This window comes from Pseudomonas sp. PvP100 (assembly GCF_017833055.1).
GTDB classification, from domain to species: Bacteria; Pseudomonadota; Gammaproteobacteria; order Pseudomonadales; family Pseudomonadaceae; genus Aquipseudomonas; species Aquipseudomonas syringae.
Genome location: NZ_JAFIBO010000001.1, coordinates 2,533,241 through 2,550,924, shown reverse-complemented (window position 1 = coordinate 2,550,924; position 17,684 = coordinate 2,533,241). Strand labels below are relative to the sequence as shown.

Annotated in this window: 18 protein-coding genes; 6 read left to right on the top strand and 12 right to left on the bottom strand. The window is 60.4% G+C overall.

Going from position 1 to position 17,684, the window contains the following annotated elements:
* The first annotated feature begins 8 nt into the window (after positions 1–8).
* Complete coding sequence (locus JOE39_RS10715; protein WP_003316888.1) at positions 9–416, top strand: lipoprotein; 408 nt, start codon at positions 9–11, stop codon at positions 414–416.
* Between the two features lie 58 nt (positions 417–474).
* On the opposite strand, the gene JOE39_RS10710 is transcribed toward JOE39_RS10715, so the two are convergent.
* Together JOE39_RS10710 and JOE39_RS10705 are read right to left on the bottom strand one after the other, a co-directional pair.
* Entirely contained in the window at positions 475–1,473 is a 999-nt protein-coding gene (locus JOE39_RS10710) for a sulfate ABC transporter substrate-binding protein (protein WP_016568561.1), read from the bottom strand.
* A 103-nt stretch (positions 1,474–1,576) separates the two neighbouring features.
* Positions 1,577–2,410, bottom strand: coding sequence for an ion transporter (locus JOE39_RS10705; protein WP_024662275.1), 834 nt, complete (start codon positions 2,408–2,410; stop codon positions 1,577–1,579).
* A 541-nt stretch (positions 2,411–2,951) separates the two neighbouring features.
* Here JOE39_RS10705 and JOE39_RS10700 point away from each other — a divergent pair.
* On the top strand, positions 2,952–3,494 hold the full coding sequence (locus JOE39_RS10700) for a GNAT family N-acetyltransferase (protein WP_044313275.1): 543 nt from the start codon (positions 2,952–2,954) through the stop codon (positions 3,492–3,494).
* Positions 3,495–3,514: 20 nt separating this feature from the next.
* On the opposite strand, the gene JOE39_RS10695 is transcribed toward JOE39_RS10700, so the two are convergent.
* Genes JOE39_RS10695 through JOE39_RS10675 form a run of 5 tightly spaced genes read right to left on the bottom strand, consistent with a single transcriptional unit; the run spans position 3,515 to position 8,568 of the window.
* Positions 3,515–4,948: an efflux transporter outer membrane subunit gene (locus JOE39_RS10695; protein WP_024961084.1), complete on the bottom strand. Its 1,434-nt coding sequence runs from the start codon at positions 4,946–4,948 to the stop codon at positions 3,515–3,517.
* Positions 4,945–5,829: an HlyD family secretion protein gene (locus tag JOE39_RS10690; protein WP_210077386.1), complete on the bottom strand. Its 885-nt coding sequence runs from the start codon at positions 5,827–5,829 to the stop codon at positions 4,945–4,947. The genes JOE39_RS10695 and JOE39_RS10690 overlap by 4 nt, the downstream gene beginning before the upstream one ends.
* Positions 5,826–6,035 carry a DUF1656 domain-containing protein gene (locus JOE39_RS10685; RefSeq protein WP_044313274.1) on the bottom strand — a complete coding sequence of 70 codons (210 nt, stop codon included), beginning with the start codon at positions 6,033–6,035 and terminating at the stop codon, positions 5,826–5,828. The genes JOE39_RS10690 and JOE39_RS10685 overlap by 4 nt, the downstream gene beginning before the upstream one ends.
* Positions 6,032–8,119: an FUSC family protein gene (locus tag JOE39_RS10680; RefSeq protein WP_210077388.1), complete on the bottom strand. Its 2,088-nt coding sequence runs from the start codon at positions 8,117–8,119 to the stop codon at positions 6,032–6,034. The genes JOE39_RS10685 and JOE39_RS10680 overlap by 4 nt, the downstream gene beginning before the upstream one ends.
* Positions 8,116–8,568 (bottom strand): MarR family transcriptional regulator, encoded by a 453-nt coding sequence (locus JOE39_RS10675; RefSeq protein ID WP_096113160.1) that lies wholly within the window; start codon positions 8,566–8,568, stop codon positions 8,116–8,118. The genes JOE39_RS10680 and JOE39_RS10675 overlap by 4 nt, the downstream gene beginning before the upstream one ends.
* A gap of 538 nt (positions 8,569–9,106) precedes the next feature.
* On the opposite strand from JOE39_RS10675, the gene JOE39_RS10670 reads away from it, so the two are divergent.
* Complete coding sequence (locus tag JOE39_RS10670; RefSeq protein WP_016568558.1) at positions 9,107–9,775, top strand: polysaccharide lyase family 7 protein; 669 nt, start codon at positions 9,107–9,109, stop codon at positions 9,773–9,775.
* Between the two features lie 19 nt (positions 9,776–9,794).
* Here JOE39_RS10670 and JOE39_RS10665 read toward each other — a convergent pair whose 3' ends face one another.
* A complete protein-coding gene (locus tag JOE39_RS10665) occupies positions 9,795–11,183 on the bottom strand; it encodes a heavy metal sensor histidine kinase (RefSeq protein WP_096113159.1) in 1,389 nt (462 codons plus the stop codon).
* Positions 11,162–11,851, bottom strand: coding sequence for a heavy metal response regulator transcription factor (locus tag JOE39_RS10660; protein ID WP_002554192.1), 690 nt, complete (start codon positions 11,849–11,851; stop codon positions 11,162–11,164). Before JOE39_RS10660 ends, JOE39_RS10665 begins: the two co-directional genes overlap by 22 nt.
* A 170-nt stretch (positions 11,852–12,021) precedes the next feature.
* On the opposite strand from JOE39_RS10660, the gene JOE39_RS10655 reads away from it, so the two are divergent.
* The 3 genes from JOE39_RS10655 (at position 12,022) to JOE39_RS10645 (ending at position 14,089) form a co-directional block, all read left to right on the top strand.
* On the top strand, positions 12,022–12,627 hold the full coding sequence (locus tag JOE39_RS10655) for a hypothetical protein (RefSeq protein WP_003427552.1): 606 nt from the start codon (positions 12,022–12,024) through the stop codon (positions 12,625–12,627).
* 74 nt (positions 12,628–12,701) lie between these two features.
* Positions 12,702–13,322, top strand: coding sequence for a cytochrome b/b6 domain-containing protein (locus JOE39_RS10650; protein ID WP_003427555.1), 621 nt, complete (start codon positions 12,702–12,704; stop codon positions 13,320–13,322).
* Positions 13,319–14,089 carry a molybdopterin-dependent oxidoreductase gene (locus tag JOE39_RS10645; protein ID WP_003344155.1) on the top strand — a complete coding sequence of 257 codons (771 nt, stop codon included), beginning with the start codon at positions 13,319–13,321 and terminating at the stop codon, positions 14,087–14,089. Before JOE39_RS10650 ends, JOE39_RS10645 begins: the two co-directional genes overlap by 4 nt.
* A gap of 183 nt (positions 14,090–14,272) precedes the next feature.
* Here JOE39_RS10645 and efeO (JOE39_RS10640) read toward each other — a convergent pair whose 3' ends face one another.
* The 3 genes from efeO (JOE39_RS10640) to efeO (JOE39_RS10630) are packed head-to-tail and all read right to left on the bottom strand — an operon-like array spanning position 14,273 to position 17,680.
* Positions 14,273–15,097 (bottom strand): iron uptake system protein EfeO, encoded by an 825-nt coding sequence (gene efeO, locus JOE39_RS10640; RefSeq protein ID WP_003427240.1) that lies wholly within the window; start codon positions 15,095–15,097, stop codon positions 14,273–14,275.
* Positions 15,098–15,126: 29 nt separating this feature from the next.
* Positions 15,127–16,449: an iron uptake transporter deferrochelatase/peroxidase subunit gene (gene efeB / locus JOE39_RS10635; RefSeq protein ID WP_024649333.1), complete on the bottom strand. Its 1,323-nt coding sequence runs from the start codon at positions 16,447–16,449 to the stop codon at positions 15,127–15,129.
* Positions 16,450–16,468: 19 nt separating this feature from the next.
* Positions 16,469–17,680, bottom strand: a complete 1,212-nt coding sequence (efeO, locus tag JOE39_RS10630; protein WP_096113157.1) for an iron uptake system protein EfeO — start codon at positions 17,678–17,680, stop codon at positions 16,469–16,471.
* Positions 17,681–17,684 lie beyond the last annotated feature (4 nt).

Here is a 17,684-nt window from a genome sequence, read left to right as displayed (position 1 = left end):
ATTCGCTTATGTACCGTACCGCACGCATCACCTTGTTGGGTCTGGTCGTTGGCCTGAGTGCCTGTGCTGTCCAGCATCCGGCACCGCCACATAGCCAGGATCCTATCCTTAACCTGCCGGGTGGCCAGCAGCCCGGCGCACCGCGTCCGAGTAGCGCGCCTTCGGAGCCTGCCAAGGCGCCTGCCGCAGCGCCGAAGTCCTCGGCCAGTTTCGCGCCGCCACCGGGCGGCGGCAGCCACTGGGACCCGCGCCTGGGCGTGTACGTGATGGACGATCAGCCTAATACCTTCTATCGCCAGCGCACTTACTACCAGTGGAATGACGGCTGGAGCTGGGCAACCAGCCCCAACGGTCCGTGGCAGGCGACTGATGTCAGTGGCGTGCCGGCAGGGCTGGGCAAACAGTTCAGTAAATGATCCAGGCTCAATAAAAGCGGCGACCTCGAAGGTCGCCGTTTTGCATTGCCTGAGCGGTTTATTTGCCCGGATAGATCTGGTCGAACACACCGCCGTCGATGAAGTGGGTCTTCTGCACCGTGCGCCAGTCACCGAAGGTTTTCTCCACCGAGAGGAAGTCCACTTTCGGGAAGCGATCGGTGTACTTGGCCAGCACCTGCGGATCACGCGGGCGCAGGTAGTTTTTGGCAGCGATCTCCTGGCCTTCCGGTGACCACAGGTATTTCAGGTAGGCTTCGGCCAGGGCGCGCGACTGCTTCCTGTCCACCACCTTGTCGACCACACTCACCGGTGGCTCGGCTTCTGCCGACACGGAGGGGTAAACCACTTCGAACTGATCGCGACCGAATTCGCGGGCGATCATTTCCGCTTCGTTCTCGAAGGTGACCAGCACGTCGCCGATCTGGTTGGTCATGAACGTTGTGGTCGCACCACGGCCGCCGGTATCAAGGACTGGCACATGGCTGAACAGATCACCGACGAATTTCTTCGCCGCCGCTTCATCGCCGCCTTTTTTCAAGGTGTAACCCCAGGCCGAGAGGTAGGTGTAGCGGCCGTTGCCCGAGGTTTTCGGGTTGGGCACGATGACTTCCACGCCATCCTTGATCAGGTCCGGCCAGTCTTTGATCGCCTTCGGGTTGCCCTTGCGCACGATGAACACCGTGGCCGAGGTGAAGGGCGCGCTGTTGTTCGGCAGGCGGCTGACCCAGTCTTCCGGCACCAGCTTGCCATTGTCGGCCAGGGCGTTGATGTCAGTGGCCATGTTCATGGTGATCACGTCAGCCGGCAGCCCGTCGATGACCGAACGCGCTTGCTTGCTCGATCCGCCGAAGGACATCTGCACGGTCACATCTTCATTCTTCTCGTCTTTCCAGTGTTTCTGGAAGGCGCTGTTGTAGTCCTTGTAGAAATCACGCATCACGTCATAGGAGACGTTGAGCAGCGTTGGAGCTGCCTGGGCAGCGCTGGCAAAAGCCAGGCCGGCGGCCAGTAGCGAGGCGGCGAAGAGTTTATTCACTGCAGGGTCCTTGAGATGAAGAGTCGTGTGATCAGCCTGATGGCGTAATGCCGCGACACTATCAGCATCGCGCCTGCGGTTTAAAGACCGAAAAGATCTTTGCTTATACCGTGTGCTCTGTTTTTTTGAACAATTGATTGCCGCAGCGTGAGCAGAACGCCGCGCCGTGCTCGTGAAGGTTTTTCGAGCACACCGGGCAGTCGTGTTTCAACTGCTCGCCGCGCATGGCGTTGGCCAGCTCGGCGGTGAATATCCCGGTGGGCACGGCGATGATCGAGTAACCGGTAATCATCACCAGCGAGGAGAGCATCTGGCCGAGTGGAGTCTTGGGCACGATATCGCCAAAGCCCACCGTCGTCAGGGTCACGATAGCCCAGTAAATGCCTTTGGGAATGCTGGTGAAACCATGCTCCGGACCTTCGATCACATACATCAGCGTGCCGAACACGGTGACCAGCGTAGACACCGTGACCAGGAACACGATGATCTTCTGCTTGCTGCCACGCAGCGCCGCCAGCAGGTAATTGGCCTGCCGCAGGTAGGTGCCGAGCTTGAGCACCCTGAAAATCCGCAGCATACGGATGATCCGCACGATCAGCAGGTATTGCGCATCGCTGTAATAGATAGACAGCACGCCCGGCACGATCGCCAGCAGGTCCACCAATCCGTAGAAACTGAATGCGTACTTCAGCGGCCGCGGCGAGCAATACAGGCGCAGCATGTATTCGATGGCAAACATCAGCGTGAAGCCCCATTCGATCCATGCGAAAAGCATCGCGTAATCACGATGAATACTCTCGATGCTATCGATGATAGTGACCAGCAGACTGAGCAGAATCGCGACCAGCACCGCCTTGTCAAACGTCCGCCCGGCAGGCGTATTGGCCTCGAAAATAACAATATGCAACCGCTCGCGGCGGCTGAGAGAGCTGTCCATGGTGCTTCCCGAATCAAAGATCGGGAGAGCCTAGGAGCATTGTGTGGTTGAGTGCAAGCGCACAATACTTGCGGGAGCGAGCCGGGCGACGCTTCGCTTGATGGCGAAAAGGCCGTTACAGCGCCCGTAAAGGTGACCTGAGTCGAACTTCAATCCACCTGACAAAGAAAACCGCTGTGTGACGCGGAGCGTCACGACCTGCATTCCCACGCGGAGTGAGGAACGATAGTCAAAATCGCCGCCACTGCCACCGAAATGCTTTTCGATCACGGTGGCACTAACGACGCAAATTGCGACGTAGGTGACGGATCAGTGCCAGGGCGAAGGAACCCGACGAAGTCGGGCCGGAAACGGAACTGCGGGTTTTGCCTACTTTGGCCCCATCAAAGTAGGTCGCCGAGGGGCGAAAAGGTGACCTGAGCCGAACCCAAATCCACCTGACAAAGAAAAACCGCCGTGTGACGCAGAGCGTCACGAACTGCATTCCCACGCTGGAGCGTAGAAACGATAATCCGGGTAGTGACTGACACGGGGAGTAAACATGCAGTATGCAGGCGAGAACTTTTCTCTCAGAAAATTGGCATTTGATGATGCCGAGCTGATCAACCGTTATGAAAATACCCATCGCCAGCATCTGCAGCCTTGGGAACCGCTAAGGGACGATGACTATTTCATTCTCGAAAACGCCCGGTCAAGGGTCCAGCAGCAATGGGAAAGCATGCAGGTCGGCAGCGCGTTTTTTTTCCTTATCACCGCTCCGGACGGAGAATTGCTGGGACGCTGCAGCTACACCAACATCGTGAGAGGCGCTTTCCAGGCCTGCAACCTCGGCTTCTCACTGGCAGAAACCGCTCAGGGGCAGGGCTTGATGAAAAGGTCACTGGAGGTCACCAATCGCTACTGCTTCGAACACATGGGCCTGCATCGAATCATGGCCAACCACCTGCCACACAACCTGAAAAGTCAGCGACTTCTGCAGTCGCTTGGCTTCGAACAGGAAGGCTATGCCCGTGCCTACCTGAAAATTGCCGGCGTCTGGGAAGACCATGTCCTCAGGGCACTGATCAATCCGAACCACGCCTGATGGCGAGGCGAACGCCCATCCTACTGCTGCGCCACGTCATCCTTCTCCCAGCCGCCGCCGAGAGCCAGAAACAGATTGATCTGCCCCATCGCCACCTGCGTGTTGGCTTCGGCCATCTGCGCGCGTACGTCAGTGTAAGTGCGCGTAGCCTGCAGATCGGCGAGGAACGAGGCGCGTCCGGCCTGATAGAAACGGTGTGTCTGGTCAGCCGCTTCCTTGGCAGATTGCTCGGCGTCTTTGAGCGCGTCGCGGCGGTCGAGCAGGGCGGTGTATTGCGCCAGACCGGTCTGGGTTTCACGGATGGCATTGAGCACCACACCGTCAAAGCGCGCCAGCGCAGCTTGCGCCGAGGCTTCGGCCTGATGGATGCGGGCGCGTGAGCCGTTGGACGGGATAGTCCAGTTCAGCAGCGGCCCGAAGCCCCAGCGATTGGCCGCCGGCTTGCCAAGGTTCTCGATCAGGCCGGTGGTGCCAATGCTCGCGCCGATGCTGATGTCCGGATACAGCTCGCCGGTGGCAACGCCGATCTCGGCAGTCGACATCGCCAGATGGCGTTCAGCCTGACGCACATCCGGGCGGCGTTTGAGCAGTGCTGCGCCGTCGCCCACCGGCATGACCTGCGCAATATGCGGCAACTGGTTGCAGGTGCTGACCCCGGCGGGCAGTTGCTCGACAGGTTTGGCCAGCAACATCGACAGGCGGAACATCGCAGCCTGACGACGCGCCTCGTAACGGGGCATTTCGGCGCGCAATGACTTGAACTGCGTCTGCGAACGAGTGACCTGGGTTTCATCGCCACGCCCGGCATCACGCAGGCGCTGGTTGAGGGACACACTCTGTTTTTGCAATTCCAGCGATTCGCGGGCGATGTCGAGCTCTTCATTGGCCGCACAAATCTGCGTGTAGGCGCGCACTACATCGGCGACCACCGTGATACGTGCCGTATCCACCGCCGCCTGATTGGCATCGACATTGGCCTGCGCCGCTTCGATGCCACGCTGCAAGGTGCCGAACAGATCGAACTGGTACGAAGTGGTCAGACCCACGTCGCCGACATTGGCCACCGGCACCTTGTCGGTCAGCAGAAACGCCTCGCCAGACTCCTGCACGCGCTGCGCGCCGATCTTCGCACCGTTGGTAAAGCCGCCGGCCGCCTCGGCTTCCGAGGTCTGATAGCGGGCACGCTGCAGGTTGGCGGCAGCGATGCGCAGGTCGGTATTGGAAGCGATGGCTTGGCCCACCAGCTCATCCAGACGCGCATCCTGGTACAGGCGCCACCAGTGAGCAGGCACCGGGGCCGAAACCGTGTTGACCGAGCGACCAGCCAGTTCACCCTGCAAGTCAGGGCGATTGATCGCGCCGTCTTTGGGCAACTGGTAATCCGGACCGACCATCTGGCAGGCCGACAGCACGGCGGTAAAGCCGAGCGCGGCCACGCGTAAAGCACGTTTCATCGGCTGCGCTCCTGCGTGTCGGCGATAATCGACACCGTCGCGGTACGCCCGGCAATCATGCGAAAATCGGCAGGCACGTCATCGAAGGCAATCCGCACCGGAATCCGCTGCGCCAGACGCACCCAACTGAAGGCCGGGTTGACGTTGGGCAGCAGGTTCGAGCCGCTGCTGCGATCGCGGTCTTCGATACCGGCAACGATGCTCACCACATGGCCGGTCAGCCGCGCGTTGTCGCCGATGACACGGATGTCGACGCCCTGGCCGACATGGATGCCATCGAGCTTGGTTTCCTCGAAATAGCCATCGATGTGGAACGACGTCGAATCGACCACTGAGAGCACCGGACGCCCGGCAGTGACGAACTCATGTTCGCGGGGGGCGCGGTCGTTGAGGTAGCCGTCCACCGGACTGCGGATCACCGAGCGATCCAGGTTCAACTGCGCGGCATCCACCGCAACCTTTGATTCGCCCAGTGCCGAAAGGGCTCGGGCTTCGCGTGACTGGCTTTCTTCCAGTTGTTCGCGGGCGACCAGATTGCCCAGGCCCCGGTTACGTTTGTTCTCACGGCGTGCCTGCTCCCAGGTTTCCTGACGTTCGGCGACCGTCGCCTGCGCCTGGCGCAGTGCCAGACGGAAGCGGTCCTGATCGATGGTGAACAGGACCTGGCCCTTGTGCACAGGCTGGTTGTCAGTGACTTCGACCTTCTGGATCAGCCCGGACACGTCCGGTGCGATCTGCACGATGTCGGCGCGGATATGCCCGTCCCGCGTCCACGGTGCATACATGTAATACATCACCATGCGCCATACGACCACGGCGGCCAAGGTGACAACCAGCAGGGTCAGGACCACACGGCCCAGTGTCAGTATCGGTTTTTTCATGTCATCAGGTATCGACTTAGAGTATCCACGGCGCCGAGCAACAAAGCGTATAGACCTACGTTGAACAAAGCCCGGTGCCAGACCAGACGGTAGAAGTGGGCACGCGACAGCATCGTGTGCACGACCAGAAACAGCAGATAGGCGATGCCCATCATCGCCAGGAACGTGGGTATGAAGATCCCGCTGATATCCAGATCACCGATCACAGGGGCGCTCCATCGATGTTGTGCGGCAGTTGCTCGGTCAGTTCGCCGCCCACGGTGACGATTTCGACCCCCGGCAGCAGCGCCAGGCGCAGGCCGCTGAGAGCATGCAGCAGGTGCAGTCGGGCCGGGTTGTCGCCCATCTCCTGATCGGTCAGTGAACGGCGTGCGCGGTCCATGGCCATCAGCAGGCCTCTGGGCGCCGGCAGCCGTTCACCGGCCTTGCGGCACTGTTTGAAATAGCCGCTGACTTCGTCGATTACCTGACGCAGCAGTACCTGGGCCCCAGGCGTGGCACGGCGGGTGTAGGCCAGCAGGTCGAGCATGTTCAGCGCGACGCGCAGTTCACGCAGGGCAATCCCGGTGTCCTGGGCGGTGAGCGTCAGGCGCGGCAGTTGCTGCATCAGGCGGTCGAGCATTTGCACGCCCATGCGCCGATGCTCGGCCAGCGAAGCGTTTTCACTGAGACTGGCGATGTCACGCCAACTGAAACGGGTCAGACGCTTGACGGCCAGTTCGACGCCGAACGGGCGGAACACCAGGGTCCAGATGAAGGCGAACAGCAGCCCGGCAGGACCCGCCAGGTTGGAATTGAGGAAGTTCATGAAGTCCGCGTCATAAGCGCTCTGGATACTGATGAACGACGAGGTGTTGACGATGGTCAGCAGCGTGCCGAGAAAGAAGCGCGGCTGCACGGTCAGGGTCCCGACGCATATGAACGGCACTGCGAAGGCCAGCACCAGCATCGGGAAGTCACGCAGGTTGGGCAGCACCACAAACAGGTACAGGCTGGCGAACACCACCGAGAGCAGGGTCCAGAAGAAGAACCGGTAGATTTGCGGAGCAGGGTCGTCCATGGCGGCGAAGAAGCTGCACGACACCGCCGCCAGTGCCACGGCACTTGCGCCGTCTTTCCAGCCGAGCAGAATCCACAACACCGACGCGGCGATGATCGCCAGTACTGTCGAGGTCACCGAATAGAGCATCAGACCGCGGTCGAGAAACGGGGTCAGCCGGCCCAGGCGCCAGTGGCGATAGACCGCGCGCCACTGTGACTGATCGTCGGTCTTGATCGCGTATTGCAGGGTTCGGCAATCCAGCCACAGATCGATCCACTCACCCAGCCTGAACAGCGTATTGGAAAGCAGCAGTTGATTGCGGTCGTCCAGTTGCGCGGAGTCCGGTTGCAGGCTCTGCAGATCGCGGTGCAACTGCTGCCATTGCTCCACCTGTGGCCCGTCGGCAGTGCTTTCAAGCCAGTCGCAAGCCTTGTGCAACAAGGGTTTGAGGCTGGCCAGCAGCTCGGGCGTGCGTCGCTCCAGCGCCCACAGCGCGTCGTCCAGCGCATCGATGACCGGCAAGAGGTGGATCATCCGGCCGCGCAGTTCATTGGCGTTGCGCACGGTTTGCTTGCGGGCGCCTTCGTGGCTCAACTGGCCGATCATCATTTCCAGCGAGTTGAAGCTGCCGACCATCGAATTGCGCAGCGTACCGATTTCTTCGGGCTGACAGGTGCGGCTGATAAAACGCTGACTGTAGGTCGCGGCATCGCTGAACCACTTTTCCGTGGTGGCCTGAAACACCGGCGCCAGGCGTCTGGGCCAGAACATCGCACCCACGACAGCGGCGCAGATGATGCCGAGAAAAATCTCTTCGGTACGCGACACCGCGATGTCGAATACAGCCTGCGGGTTGTCGACCACCGGCAGCGAAATCAGCGGCATGGTGTAGCCGGCGAGCATCAATGCGTAGCTGTTGGCGGTGCGCAAGTGCAGGGACAGAAACAACAGGGTACCGGTCCACAGCCCGACCACGATGGCCAGCAACAACGGCGTCTGCACGAACATGGGCACCAGCACGACCGAGGCCGCTGCACCGGCCAGGGTTCCGGCTGCTCTGTACAGGGCCTTGGAACTGGTCGGGCCGACGAAGGGGCTGGAGACGATGTACACCGTGGCCATTGCCCAGTAGGGGCGAGGCATTTCCATCAATAATGCGATGTACAGCGCCAGCATCGACGCGCCGAAGGTGCGTACACCGTAGAACCAGTCGCGTGCAGGTGGAACGCTGGAGAAAAATCCGTTCAAGCCTGGCCCCCGTGTTCGCGCTGCGCCGCATCGGCAAACGCCTGTAACACCCGCAAGGTGGCCTCCAGGTCGGCAGGTTGCAGCCCGTGCAGCACTTCGGCACGCAAGCGGGTCAGCTCGGCTTCGATGGCACACGCCAGTGCGCGACCTTTGCGCGTCAGGCTCAAGGCCTTGGCGCGGCGGTCATTCGGATCTTCGGTGCGACAAACGATATCGGCCTTGCACAATTGGTCGAGCAGACGCACCAGCGTCGGGCTCTCCATGCCGGCCGCCTGGGCGACTTTTACCTGATGTGCGCCATCGCCCAGGCGTGCGATGGCCAACAGCGGACCTGCGCAGGCTTCGGAAATGCCATAGGTCACCAGCGTGTTCTGGCAGATGCGTCGCCATTGGCGAGACGCGGCCACCAGGCCACTGCTGATTGTCCGATGCAGGTATTCGACAGACATGGAAACACCAGGAATTTAGTTAGGAGCAATATTGTTAGTAGGGATATAAATAGCTTGCTAACTAATATCCCGTAACAACTGCTTACAGTCAACCCGAAGCTGCCCGGCGGAGGCGCTTTCTTTCTAACCCGTTAAAAACGTGTTTTGAGACGACGTGACGCTCTAAAAGGGTCGCCTTGGTACGCTTCAAGCGGCGGAAGTTCATTTATCCTGAAGATAATCGCTACCGTCTGTCGGTAATTTGCGGTTTTTCGCGCTGTGGCGGACTCGATACATTCAAAAAAATGACGCGCTTCACAAAACACTTCTTCACGTTAATCAACGCTTGTAGCTCGACAGTGGCACATTGCTGCACTGCAACAATTGATATCGGAGTGATGGCATTGGCTATTTTTAGACGTTTTGTTGACGCCAAAGCGTTGTCGGGTCTGTTTTAAAAATAAACGATTAAGCCGATAGTCTGGATGACCAAACGGGCCAGCACACCCGTTCCAGAGCCATTCAGTTGGTGCGTGATACGCACCTTGCGAGCTACGCGATGATCGACCTTGCTACCTGGAATCTCTCCGTACCTGTCGGAAGCCCCGCGACCATCATCGAAACCCCCAAATTGGTAAAGGGCTATCGGGATGGCTATTTTCAATCCGGGGATACGCTGTTCTTCTGGGCGCCGGTGACGGGTTCAACCACCGAAAACGCCAAGTACCCGCGTTCCGAATTGCGCGAGACGACTTCAGACGGAAGAGTCTTCAACTGGGCCTATTCCAGTGCCGACAACTTTCTGCGCGCCACCCTGGAAGTTGATCAGGTGCCTTCCAGCGGCAAGATCGTGATCGGTCAGATCCACTGCTACCAGAGCACCGAACCGCTGCTGAAGGTGGAGTATCAGTACAAGGAGAAGCTGCAGACCGGTAACATCGTCGCCAAGTTTCGTCGTACGCCGGACTCGGAAATCGAGGTCATCACCATCGCCCAGGGTGTGCCGCTCGATAAGCAGTTCAACTACACCATCAACCTGTCGCCATCTGGCGATCTGACGGTCAATGCCTTTGACGCAGTCTGGTACGCCAAGCTGGATTCAGCCTGGGCCAGCAAACTGTTCTACTTCAAGGCAGGGGTCTATACCCAGGACAATACCGGCTACACCACGGAAGGCGGCTCGGCCACCTTCTACAAGCTGGCCATTGCCCACGAGAAAAAGAATTGATCCTCGCGCACCGCAGGCTTCAGGCCGCCGGGAATATCAGACTGAAGCAGATTCTGCCGACGGCGGGTTGATCGACTTCGACCCGACCGCCGTGCAGTTGCATGATTGCCGTGACGATCGCCAGCCCCAGGCCGTTGGAATCCGAACGCTCATGGCGTGAGGCGTCACCGCGATAGAAACGATCGAACAAGCGCGCGAGTGTGGCTTCCGGCAGCACCGGTCCCTGGTTCTCCACATCGATCTTCCAGTGCCTGTCCACAGCCGTCACCCGCATCAGAATCTCGCTGTCTTCATCGGCGTAGCGAATCGCATTGGCGACCAGATTGCTCAATGCACGCCGCAGCAAAATCGGATCGGCCAGCAGCGTGCCTTGTCCGTGGGTGCTCAGGGTCAGATTGCGTTCTTCGGCCAGCCCCTCGAAATAGCCGGCGACCCGTTGCAGCTCATCATGCAGATCCAGCGACTGACGTTCCAGCGCGGCTTGGGCTTCGTCCGCCCGTGCCAGAAACAGAATGCTTTCTACCAGCCGCGAGATGCGCTCCAGCTCTTCCAGATTGGAGGCCAGTAGCGCCTGATATTCATCGGCGCTGCGGTTCTGGCGCAAGGCGACCTGACAGTGGCCCATCAGCGAGCCGACGGGTGTGCGGATTTCGTGGGCCAGATCGGCAGAAAACTGCATCAGGCGTCGGTAGCCATCGTCCAGACGGTCAAGCATGGCGTTGAAGGCGTCGCTCAGTTGTTGCAGCTCGACGGGCGTATCGCGGCTGTCGAGGCGTTTGTGCAGGCTGGCCGGGGTGATTGCGGCGGCATGGGCGGCCATTCTGCGCAGCGGACGCAAGCCGCGACGCAGCAGCACATACCCCAAGGCTGCGGTGATCAGAAACGCCAGGGCCACGGCTATATAGATGCGCTGACGGAAGCTGGCGAGCATGGCCATTTCCTTGACCATCAGGTGCGCGGCCTGCAAACGTACTTCGACACCGTTGGACATCACCTGAACGGCAGCAGCGCGTAACGGCACGCCTTGCAGGCTCATGCCGCTGCGCAGGTCGTCGACCCGCAGCGGCTGGTCCTGCGCCACGGTCGGCAGCTCCGGCAGGGGCGCGTGCTGCGGGTTGACCGAGATCACTGGTGATTTGCCTGGCTCGCCGATGATGAAGATATCTTCTTCGCTGTCGAGCATGTTCTCGAACAGCTGCGGACTGCCTTTGAGGTTGTCCATGGTCAAGTCATAGCGCAGCAGCTTGCGAAAGTGGTCCAGCCGCGCGAGCACGGCATGGTCGCTGCGCTGCATGACCGTTTCTTCGATTGACTGATACAGGTACAGGCCTGCGCCGCTGACGGTGAGCATCGCCACCAAGGCAAAGGCCAGGGTCGAGCGCAGGGTCAGGGAAGGCTGGCGTCGCATGGCCGCACCTCGCACACATAACCGATGCCACGCACGGTGTGGATGAGTTTGACCGGGTAGGGCAGGTCCACCTTGCTGCGCAGGCGCTTGATGGCGACGTCCACGACATTGGTGTCGCTGTCGAAATTCATGTCCCAGACTTCCGAGGCAATCTGTGCCCTGGACAGTACGTCGCCTTCGCGGCGCAATAAAAGGTGCAACAGGGCGAACTCCTTGTTGGTCAGCACGATGACCTGTTGCTGGCGCGTTACGCGGCGGCGCAGCAGGTCCAGTTCCAGATCGGCCAGATGAAAGTGGTCCGCCTCGCGTACCACGCCCCGGCGCAGGATGGTGCGGATGCGCAGCAGCAGTTCAGTGAAGGAAAACGGCTTGACCAGATAATCGTCGGCACCCAGTTCCAGGCCGCGAATCCGGTCCTGCAACTGGTCGCGCGCGGTCAGAAACAGCACTGGCACGTCCTGCCGGGCGCGCAGTACTTCGATGATTTGCCAGCCATCGATGCCCGGCAGCATCACGTCCAGCACGATCAGGTCATAGCGGTTTTCCAGCGCCAGGTGCAGGCCGTCGGCCCCGTGCTGGGTCCAGTCCACCTTGTAGCCGGACTCACCCAGACCCTTCTTCAGGTACTCGCCGGTTTTGGTGTCATCTTCAATCAGCAGGATATGCATCGTTTTGTCCGCTACGCTTTTGCCTGCACCCATGGTGCGCCGATGCCGGAGTCTAACCAGTTGCCGACAAGGTGTCCGACGAATGACAAAAATGTCATTGCCCGGTCATTCTGCGGTGCCGGTAGCGGTGCAAAGATGGGTTTCAGATCTCACCTGCCAAGGAAGTACCGATGAAGACTGCACTCTCTACTACATTCGGCCTGCTGTTGCTCAGTGCCGCTGTCATGACCCAGGCTGCCGACATGAAGGTGGTCAAACCGATGCGTGGGACCGTCGACAGCGTCAGCGCCGACACCCTCGATTTCACCACCCGTTCGGGTCAGCACGAAAGTATCAAGCTGACTGACAAGACCGGTATTCGTCTTGTGTCCGAAGCTGACTTCAAGCAAATCAAAGGCGACAGCTTTGTCGGTTCGGCTGCCATCCCGCAGGCGGACGGCACGCTGAAAGCGCTGGAAGTGACCGTTTTTGAGGCGAGCCTCAAAGGCAGTGGCGAAGGTCACTATGGCTGGGAAAACGCTGATGGCAGCACCGGCACCATGACCAATGGCACCGTTGGCACGTTGGCTGGCACCGATGGCCGCACGCTGACCGTCAAATACGAGGGTGGCGAGAAGAAACTGGTGGTGCCGCAGGATGTGCCTATCGCCTACGTCGAGCCAGGCAAGGTCGACCAGTTGACCAAGGGCGCCAAGGTCGTGGTGTTCCCGGCTGACGACGGCAAGTCCGCTCGTGGTGTGGCCGTCGGCAAAGGCGGTTTCACCCCGCCGATGTAATCACCGCCAGAGCTGTCAGGGGCGCAAGGCTGCCCCTGACAGCCTTTTCCAGGCCTGATCAGAGGGATCTCGACATGAAAACCCGCCCCATCCATCCGTGGCCGGTGCGCCTGACCCACTGGGTCAATGCCGTGGGCATGGTCTGTATGTTCATGAGCGGTTGGGCGATCTACAACGCATCGCCACTGATGCCGTTCACCTTTCCCAAATTCTTGACACTCGGCGGCTGGCTGGGCGGTTCCATTGCCTGGCACTTCGCGGTGATGTGGCTGTTGGTCATCAACGGTCTGATTTATGTGTTGTATGGCGTGTTCAGCCGCCATTTCAAACGCGACCTGTTGCCGGTCCGGCCGTCCGAAGTGACGCGTGACATGAGTGACGCGTTACGTTTTCGACTGGTCCACGTCAAAGGCCGTTACAACGCCGTGCAACGGTTGATGTACTGGTTGGTGCTGGCCATGGGCGTGCTGGTGGTGCTGTCCGGTCTGGCTATCTGGAAACCGGTGCAGTTTCAGGAGCTGGTCAGTCTGCTGGGCGGATTCGATTTCGCCCGTTGGGTACATTTCGGGGCGATGACCGCCATCGGCGCGTTCGTCATCGTCCATCTGCTGCTGGTCGTGCTGGTGCCCAGTACTTTGCTGCCGATGATTACCGGCGGCCGCCAGCCGAACGAAGACGGAACTGCGCAATCATGAACGAACCACGTAAACGCATCACTCAGCGTATCCGCCTTGAGCCCGCGCAAGAGCGCCAGCTGGTCGATATTCAGCGCCGCTCGTTTTTGCGCGCCGGGCTGACCGTGGGCGCGATGTCGATGCTCACAGGCTGCAACCTGCAGGATGGCGATCAGGTCGATAAAGTGCTGTGGGCCATGTCGCGCTGGAATGACCGGGTTCAGGCCTGGCTGTTCAACGGCCAGAAGCTGGCGCCGACCTACAGCAAGGCGCAGTTGACCAATCCGTTCCCGTTCAATGCGTTCTACCCTGAATACAATGTGCCGGAGCTGGACCTTTCCGATTACCAACTGGCGGTGTCGGGGCTGGTGCGGGACAAGCAGCCGTGGACGCTGGAGGCGCTGCGCAAACTGCCGCAACGCACGGACATCACGCGGTTGATCTGCATCGAGGGCTGGAGTGCGATAGGGCAGTGGGGCGGCGTGCCGCTGAAGACGTTCCTGGAGTATATCGGCGCTGACACGACGGCGCGTTTTGTCGGTTTCAAGTGCGCGGACCGCTATTACTCGAGCCTGGATATGCCCACTGCGTTGCATCCGCAGACGTTGCTTGCGCTGGACTTTGGTGAAGTGGCGCTGCCACCTGATTACGGTTACCCGTTGCGGGTGCGGGTGCCGACCAAGCTTGGCTTCAAGAATCCCAAGCACATCGTGGAGATTTTCGTCAGTAACGAGAATCCTGGGGGGTATTGGGAGGATCAGGGGTACAACTGGTTCAGCGGGATCTAGGAGCGGACGCAGAGCGTCCCGAACGGCATGCGACGCAGAGCGTCGCACGATGGCGGTAGTGAGATTATCGTTCCTCATGCTCCGCGTGGGAAATGCAGTTCGTGACGCTCTGCGTCACACTCAGGTGCAGTGACCACCGGGCAGGGCAAAGAGCCGCACCTTGGGCAGGCGCGGCGCTTCAGATCAATTCAGGCCCAGTTTGCCGCGCAGGGTCGAGAGGTCTTCTGCCAGGGTGTTGACCGGGCCGATCAGGGCTTTGCGGTCGTTCTCTTTGACCTTGTCGTAGGTTTCAAAGCCACCGTCCTTGGTCTTGTACTTGGCGAGGATTTTGTCCACGGTGGCGAAGTTTTTGTCGACTTTGCTCGAGAAGGCTTTGTCCTGCTGTTCGATCTGCGGGCGGAACAGGTCGACGATTTTCTTCGCACCATCGATGTTGCCCTGGAAGTCATACAGGTCAGTGTGGCTGTAACGGTCTTCTTCGCCGGAGATCTTGGTCGCTGCCACTTCTTCCAGCAGGGCTGCGGCGCCGCCGACGACTTTTTCAGGCGGGAAGGTCAGTTCGGCCACGCGCTTTTCCAGGTCTTTGACGTCGCTCAACAGCTTGTCGGCGATAGGGCCCTGATCCTTGGTGGTGTTCTGCGAGAACAGCGCATACTCCAGGCGATGGAAGCCGGTGAAGTCTTCCGCCGTAACGCCTTGTTCATGGTCGTCGACGCGTGAGTCGATGGACGCGTCCAGGTCACTGAACAGTTCGGCAATCGGCTCTACCGACTCGTAGTACACGCGAGTAGGGGCGTAGAGCTTTTTGGCTGTCGCGATGTCGCCTTTTTTCACGGCATCGGTGAATTTCTGGGTGTGGCTGACCAGTTCTTCGATGTTCTCGGTCACGTAGATCTTGTAGTCCGACACCGGGCCTACCAGATCCAGCGGCGCGGTGGCGGCGAAGGCCGCCAGTGGAGTCTGGAGCAGGCCAAGGGTCAGGAGCAAAGCCAGGGGCGTCTTTTTCATGAGTGTCTTCCGGGTCAGGAGTGGATAGGTCATGCGTTTTGAGTGGACGATACGGCCGCCAGCAGCGAGCGACCGATGAAATCCTGGTCGCCGGTTACCCCCGGGAGGGTGAAGAAATAGCCGCCACCGACCGGCTTGAGGTACTCCTCCAGCGGCTCGCCGTTAAGCCGGCTCTGTACCGTAATGAAGCCTTTTTCCAGATCGGCCTGATAGCAGATGAACAGCAGGCCCATGTCCAGTTGACCGTTCTTGTTCACTCCATTGGAGTAATTGAACGGGCGGCGCAGTATCAGGTTGCGCTGGCTTTCGGCGGTACGCGGGTTGGCCAGGCGGATGTGCGAATCCAGTCGGGTTTTCTTGCCTTCCGGGTCGGCTGCGTAGTTGGGCACATCGCTCTCGACTTTGCCGTCCATGGGCGCGCCGGTGCTTTTGCTGCGGCCGAAAATCGACTCCTGCTCCTGCAAGGGCGTGCGGTCCCAGCGCTCGACGAAGTTGCGGATGATGCGCACCGCCTGATAGCTCCCGTTGGCGGCCCAGGCCGGTTCGTCGCTGCCCGGCTGCACCCAGACCAGTTCGTTCATGGTCTTCTGGTTGTTGGAATCCGGGTTCGCCGAGCCATCTCGGAAACCCAGGAAGTTGCGCGCGCTTTCCGGCGGCTGACCGGGTTTCTTCGGTGCCTGGGGCGGCACGGTGCCTTCCTGTTTCCAGCGCACCAACAGCAGGTCGGGCAGGTTCTTGACGATGTCGCGCAGCGCATGGATGTTGCTGTCGGCAGTGTTGGCGCAGAACTGAATGCTCAGGTCGCCATGGCAACTGGCCGGATCCAGCGCATCGTTGGGGAAACCGGTCATGCGGCTCAGGCGTTTCGGCTTGATTGGGGTCAGACCGAAACGCTCGTCGAACAGCGACTCGCCTACCGACACGGTGATGGTCAGGTTGTCCGGGGTCACCACCGGACCGAGAATGCCCGAGTCCGGCGGTGGCAGTTTCGGATCGATCTCCGGCACCGGGCCACCGGTCATCAGGAACGCGATGCGCTCGTTCAGGGTGCGAAACAGACGTTCCAGGTCCTCACGGTCGGCGGCCAGAACATCGAACGCTACCAGCATGCCCGCAGCAGGGCGCGGGTTGACGATGCCGCTCTGATGCAGGCCGTGAAACTCGTTGTGGTCCTGCGTTTTCTCACTGTTCGGCGCTTCGGCGACCTGCGCAGGTGCTGCGGCAAGTGCGTTGCCACTCAGGCTGCTGCCAGCCAGCGCGGCCCCTGCAGCGCCGAGCCCCATCAGAACGCGGCGGCGTTGCAGGGAGGCCGGAGCATTGCTCGTGTCTGAATTGCTGTCCGGATTTTTCATCGTGCTGTGCTCCAGTAAATCAAAGGCCGGAGAGGCCGAGTGCCGGGTCGATGCCATTGAGCGCGTCAGCCAGAGCGCCAGCCTTGGCGGCGATCTGCTGACGCTGCGCCTTATCCACCTGATCGTAGGGGCGTACGCCGCCATCGGCGCTGCTCAACGCATCGAGCGTGGTGTCCAGATCAGCCATGGCTGCGTCGATCTTCTGCAACAGATCACCCGCACTGCGGGCCAGCAACGGCCGCAGCAGGTCGACGATCTTGCGGGTGCCGTCCAGGTTGGCGGCAAAGCCGTTGAGGTCGCTGTGGCTGTAGCGTTCCTCTTCGCCGTTGCTGCGTACCTCAGCCAGGCTGCGCAGGGTGCGCGTGGCAATGGCCGCCAGCTGTTCGGGCGCCAGCGATTGCGCCATCAACTGTTGCTTGAGCTGGGTGACGTCGGTTTGCAGACGCTGCGCGACCGGCGCCAGGCCCTCGACGCTGTGTAGCTCGTACAGGCCATATTCAATTCGGTGAAAGCCGCCGAAGCCAGGATCCTGTTCACGTTTCTCGTAATAGTCGGCGCGGGCATTGATCGCATTGTCCAGCTCGGCAAGGCGCTGTGCAGCCGGTGCGATGCGCTGGTAGACGGCGCGGGCGGGCAGGTAGGCCGCCTGGGCGGCGCTCAGGTCGCCGGCATCAATGGCCTGTTGCAGGGCGGTGACGGCCTTGATCAGCGCCGAGCTTTGCAGGCTCAGGTACACGCGGTACTCGGAGAGCGGCCCGATGAAGGCGGTCATGGACGGACGCGCCTTGGCCTTGGCGTCGGACTCTGCCGTCGGCGTGACGTGCAAGGTGCCGCGCGGATTACTCAGCAGACCGCAAGTAATCGTGTAATCACCGGGCGTCAGGTTGGCATTGATCACCTGGCTCAGCCCTGGCGCGATGTTTTCCCGCTCTTCAATCACCAGCACGCCATCGAGAATTTCCCATTCGACGGCGCGTTCCGAGCGGTTGACGATGCGAAAGGCGTTCTTGCCCGCAGCGACCGTCAAGGCGTTCGGTTCGCAGTTATGAGCGTGGATATTAACCACGGTCTCAGTACCGGCATTGGCCGCGCGCTTTTTGGCCGCGACCTGCGAGGCGTAGTAGAACAGCCCGCCTGCGGCGATCATCAGGATCACTGAGCCGGCGACTGCCAATCGCAGGACACGGGGCGGCCGGGCTTTCCCGGAAGGCCCTGAGGGACGGTTAGACATGGAG

Coding starts and splice junctions, on each gene's coding strand:
- JOE39_RS10715 (WP_003316888.1), top strand. CDS start 9: ATGTACCGTACCGCACGCATCACCTTGTTGGGTCTGGTCGTTGGCCTG.
- JOE39_RS10705 (WP_024662275.1), bottom strand. CDS start 2,410: ATGGACAGCTCTCTCAGCCGCCGCGAGCGGTTGCATATTGTTATTTTC.
- JOE39_RS10700 (WP_044313275.1), top strand. CDS start 2,952: ATGCAGTATGCAGGCGAGAACTTTTCTCTCAGAAAATTGGCATTTGAT.
- JOE39_RS10695 (WP_024961084.1), bottom strand. CDS start 4,948: ATGAAACGTGCTTTACGCGTGGCCGCGCTCGGCTTTACCGCCGTGCTG.
- JOE39_RS10690 (WP_210077386.1), bottom strand. CDS start 5,829: ATGAAAAAACCGATACTGACACTGGGCCGTGTGGTCCTGACCCTGCTG.
- JOE39_RS10675 (WP_096113160.1), bottom strand. CDS start 8,568: ATGTCTGTCGAATACCTGCATCGGACAATCAGCAGTGGCCTGGTGGCC.
- JOE39_RS10670 (WP_016568558.1), top strand. CDS start 9,107: ATGATCGACCTTGCTACCTGGAATCTCTCCGTACCTGTCGGAAGCCCC.
- JOE39_RS10665 (WP_096113159.1), bottom strand. CDS start 11,183: ATGCGACGCCAGCCTTCCCTGACCCTGCGCTCGACCCTGGCCTTTGCC.
- JOE39_RS10660 (WP_002554192.1), bottom strand. CDS start 11,851: ATGCATATCCTGCTGATTGAAGATGACACCAAAACCGGCGAGTACCTG.
- JOE39_RS10655 (WP_003427552.1), top strand. CDS start 12,022: ATGAAGACTGCACTCTCTACTACATTCGGCCTGCTGTTGCTCAGTGCC.
- JOE39_RS10650 (WP_003427555.1), top strand. CDS start 12,702: ATGAAAACCCGCCCCATCCATCCGTGGCCGGTGCGCCTGACCCACTGG.
- JOE39_RS10645 (WP_003344155.1), top strand. CDS start 13,319: ATGAACGAACCACGTAAACGCATCACTCAGCGTATCCGCCTTGAGCCC.
- efeO (WP_003427240.1), bottom strand. CDS start 15,097: ATGAAAAAGACGCCCCTGGCTTTGCTCCTGACCCTTGGCCTGCTCCAG.
- efeB (WP_024649333.1), bottom strand. CDS start 16,449: ATGAAAAATCCGGACAGCAATTCAGACACGAGCAATGCTCCGGCCTCC.
- efeO (WP_096113157.1), bottom strand. CDS start 17,680: ATGTCTAACCGTCCCTCAGGGCCTTCCGGGAAAGCCCGGCCGCCCCGT.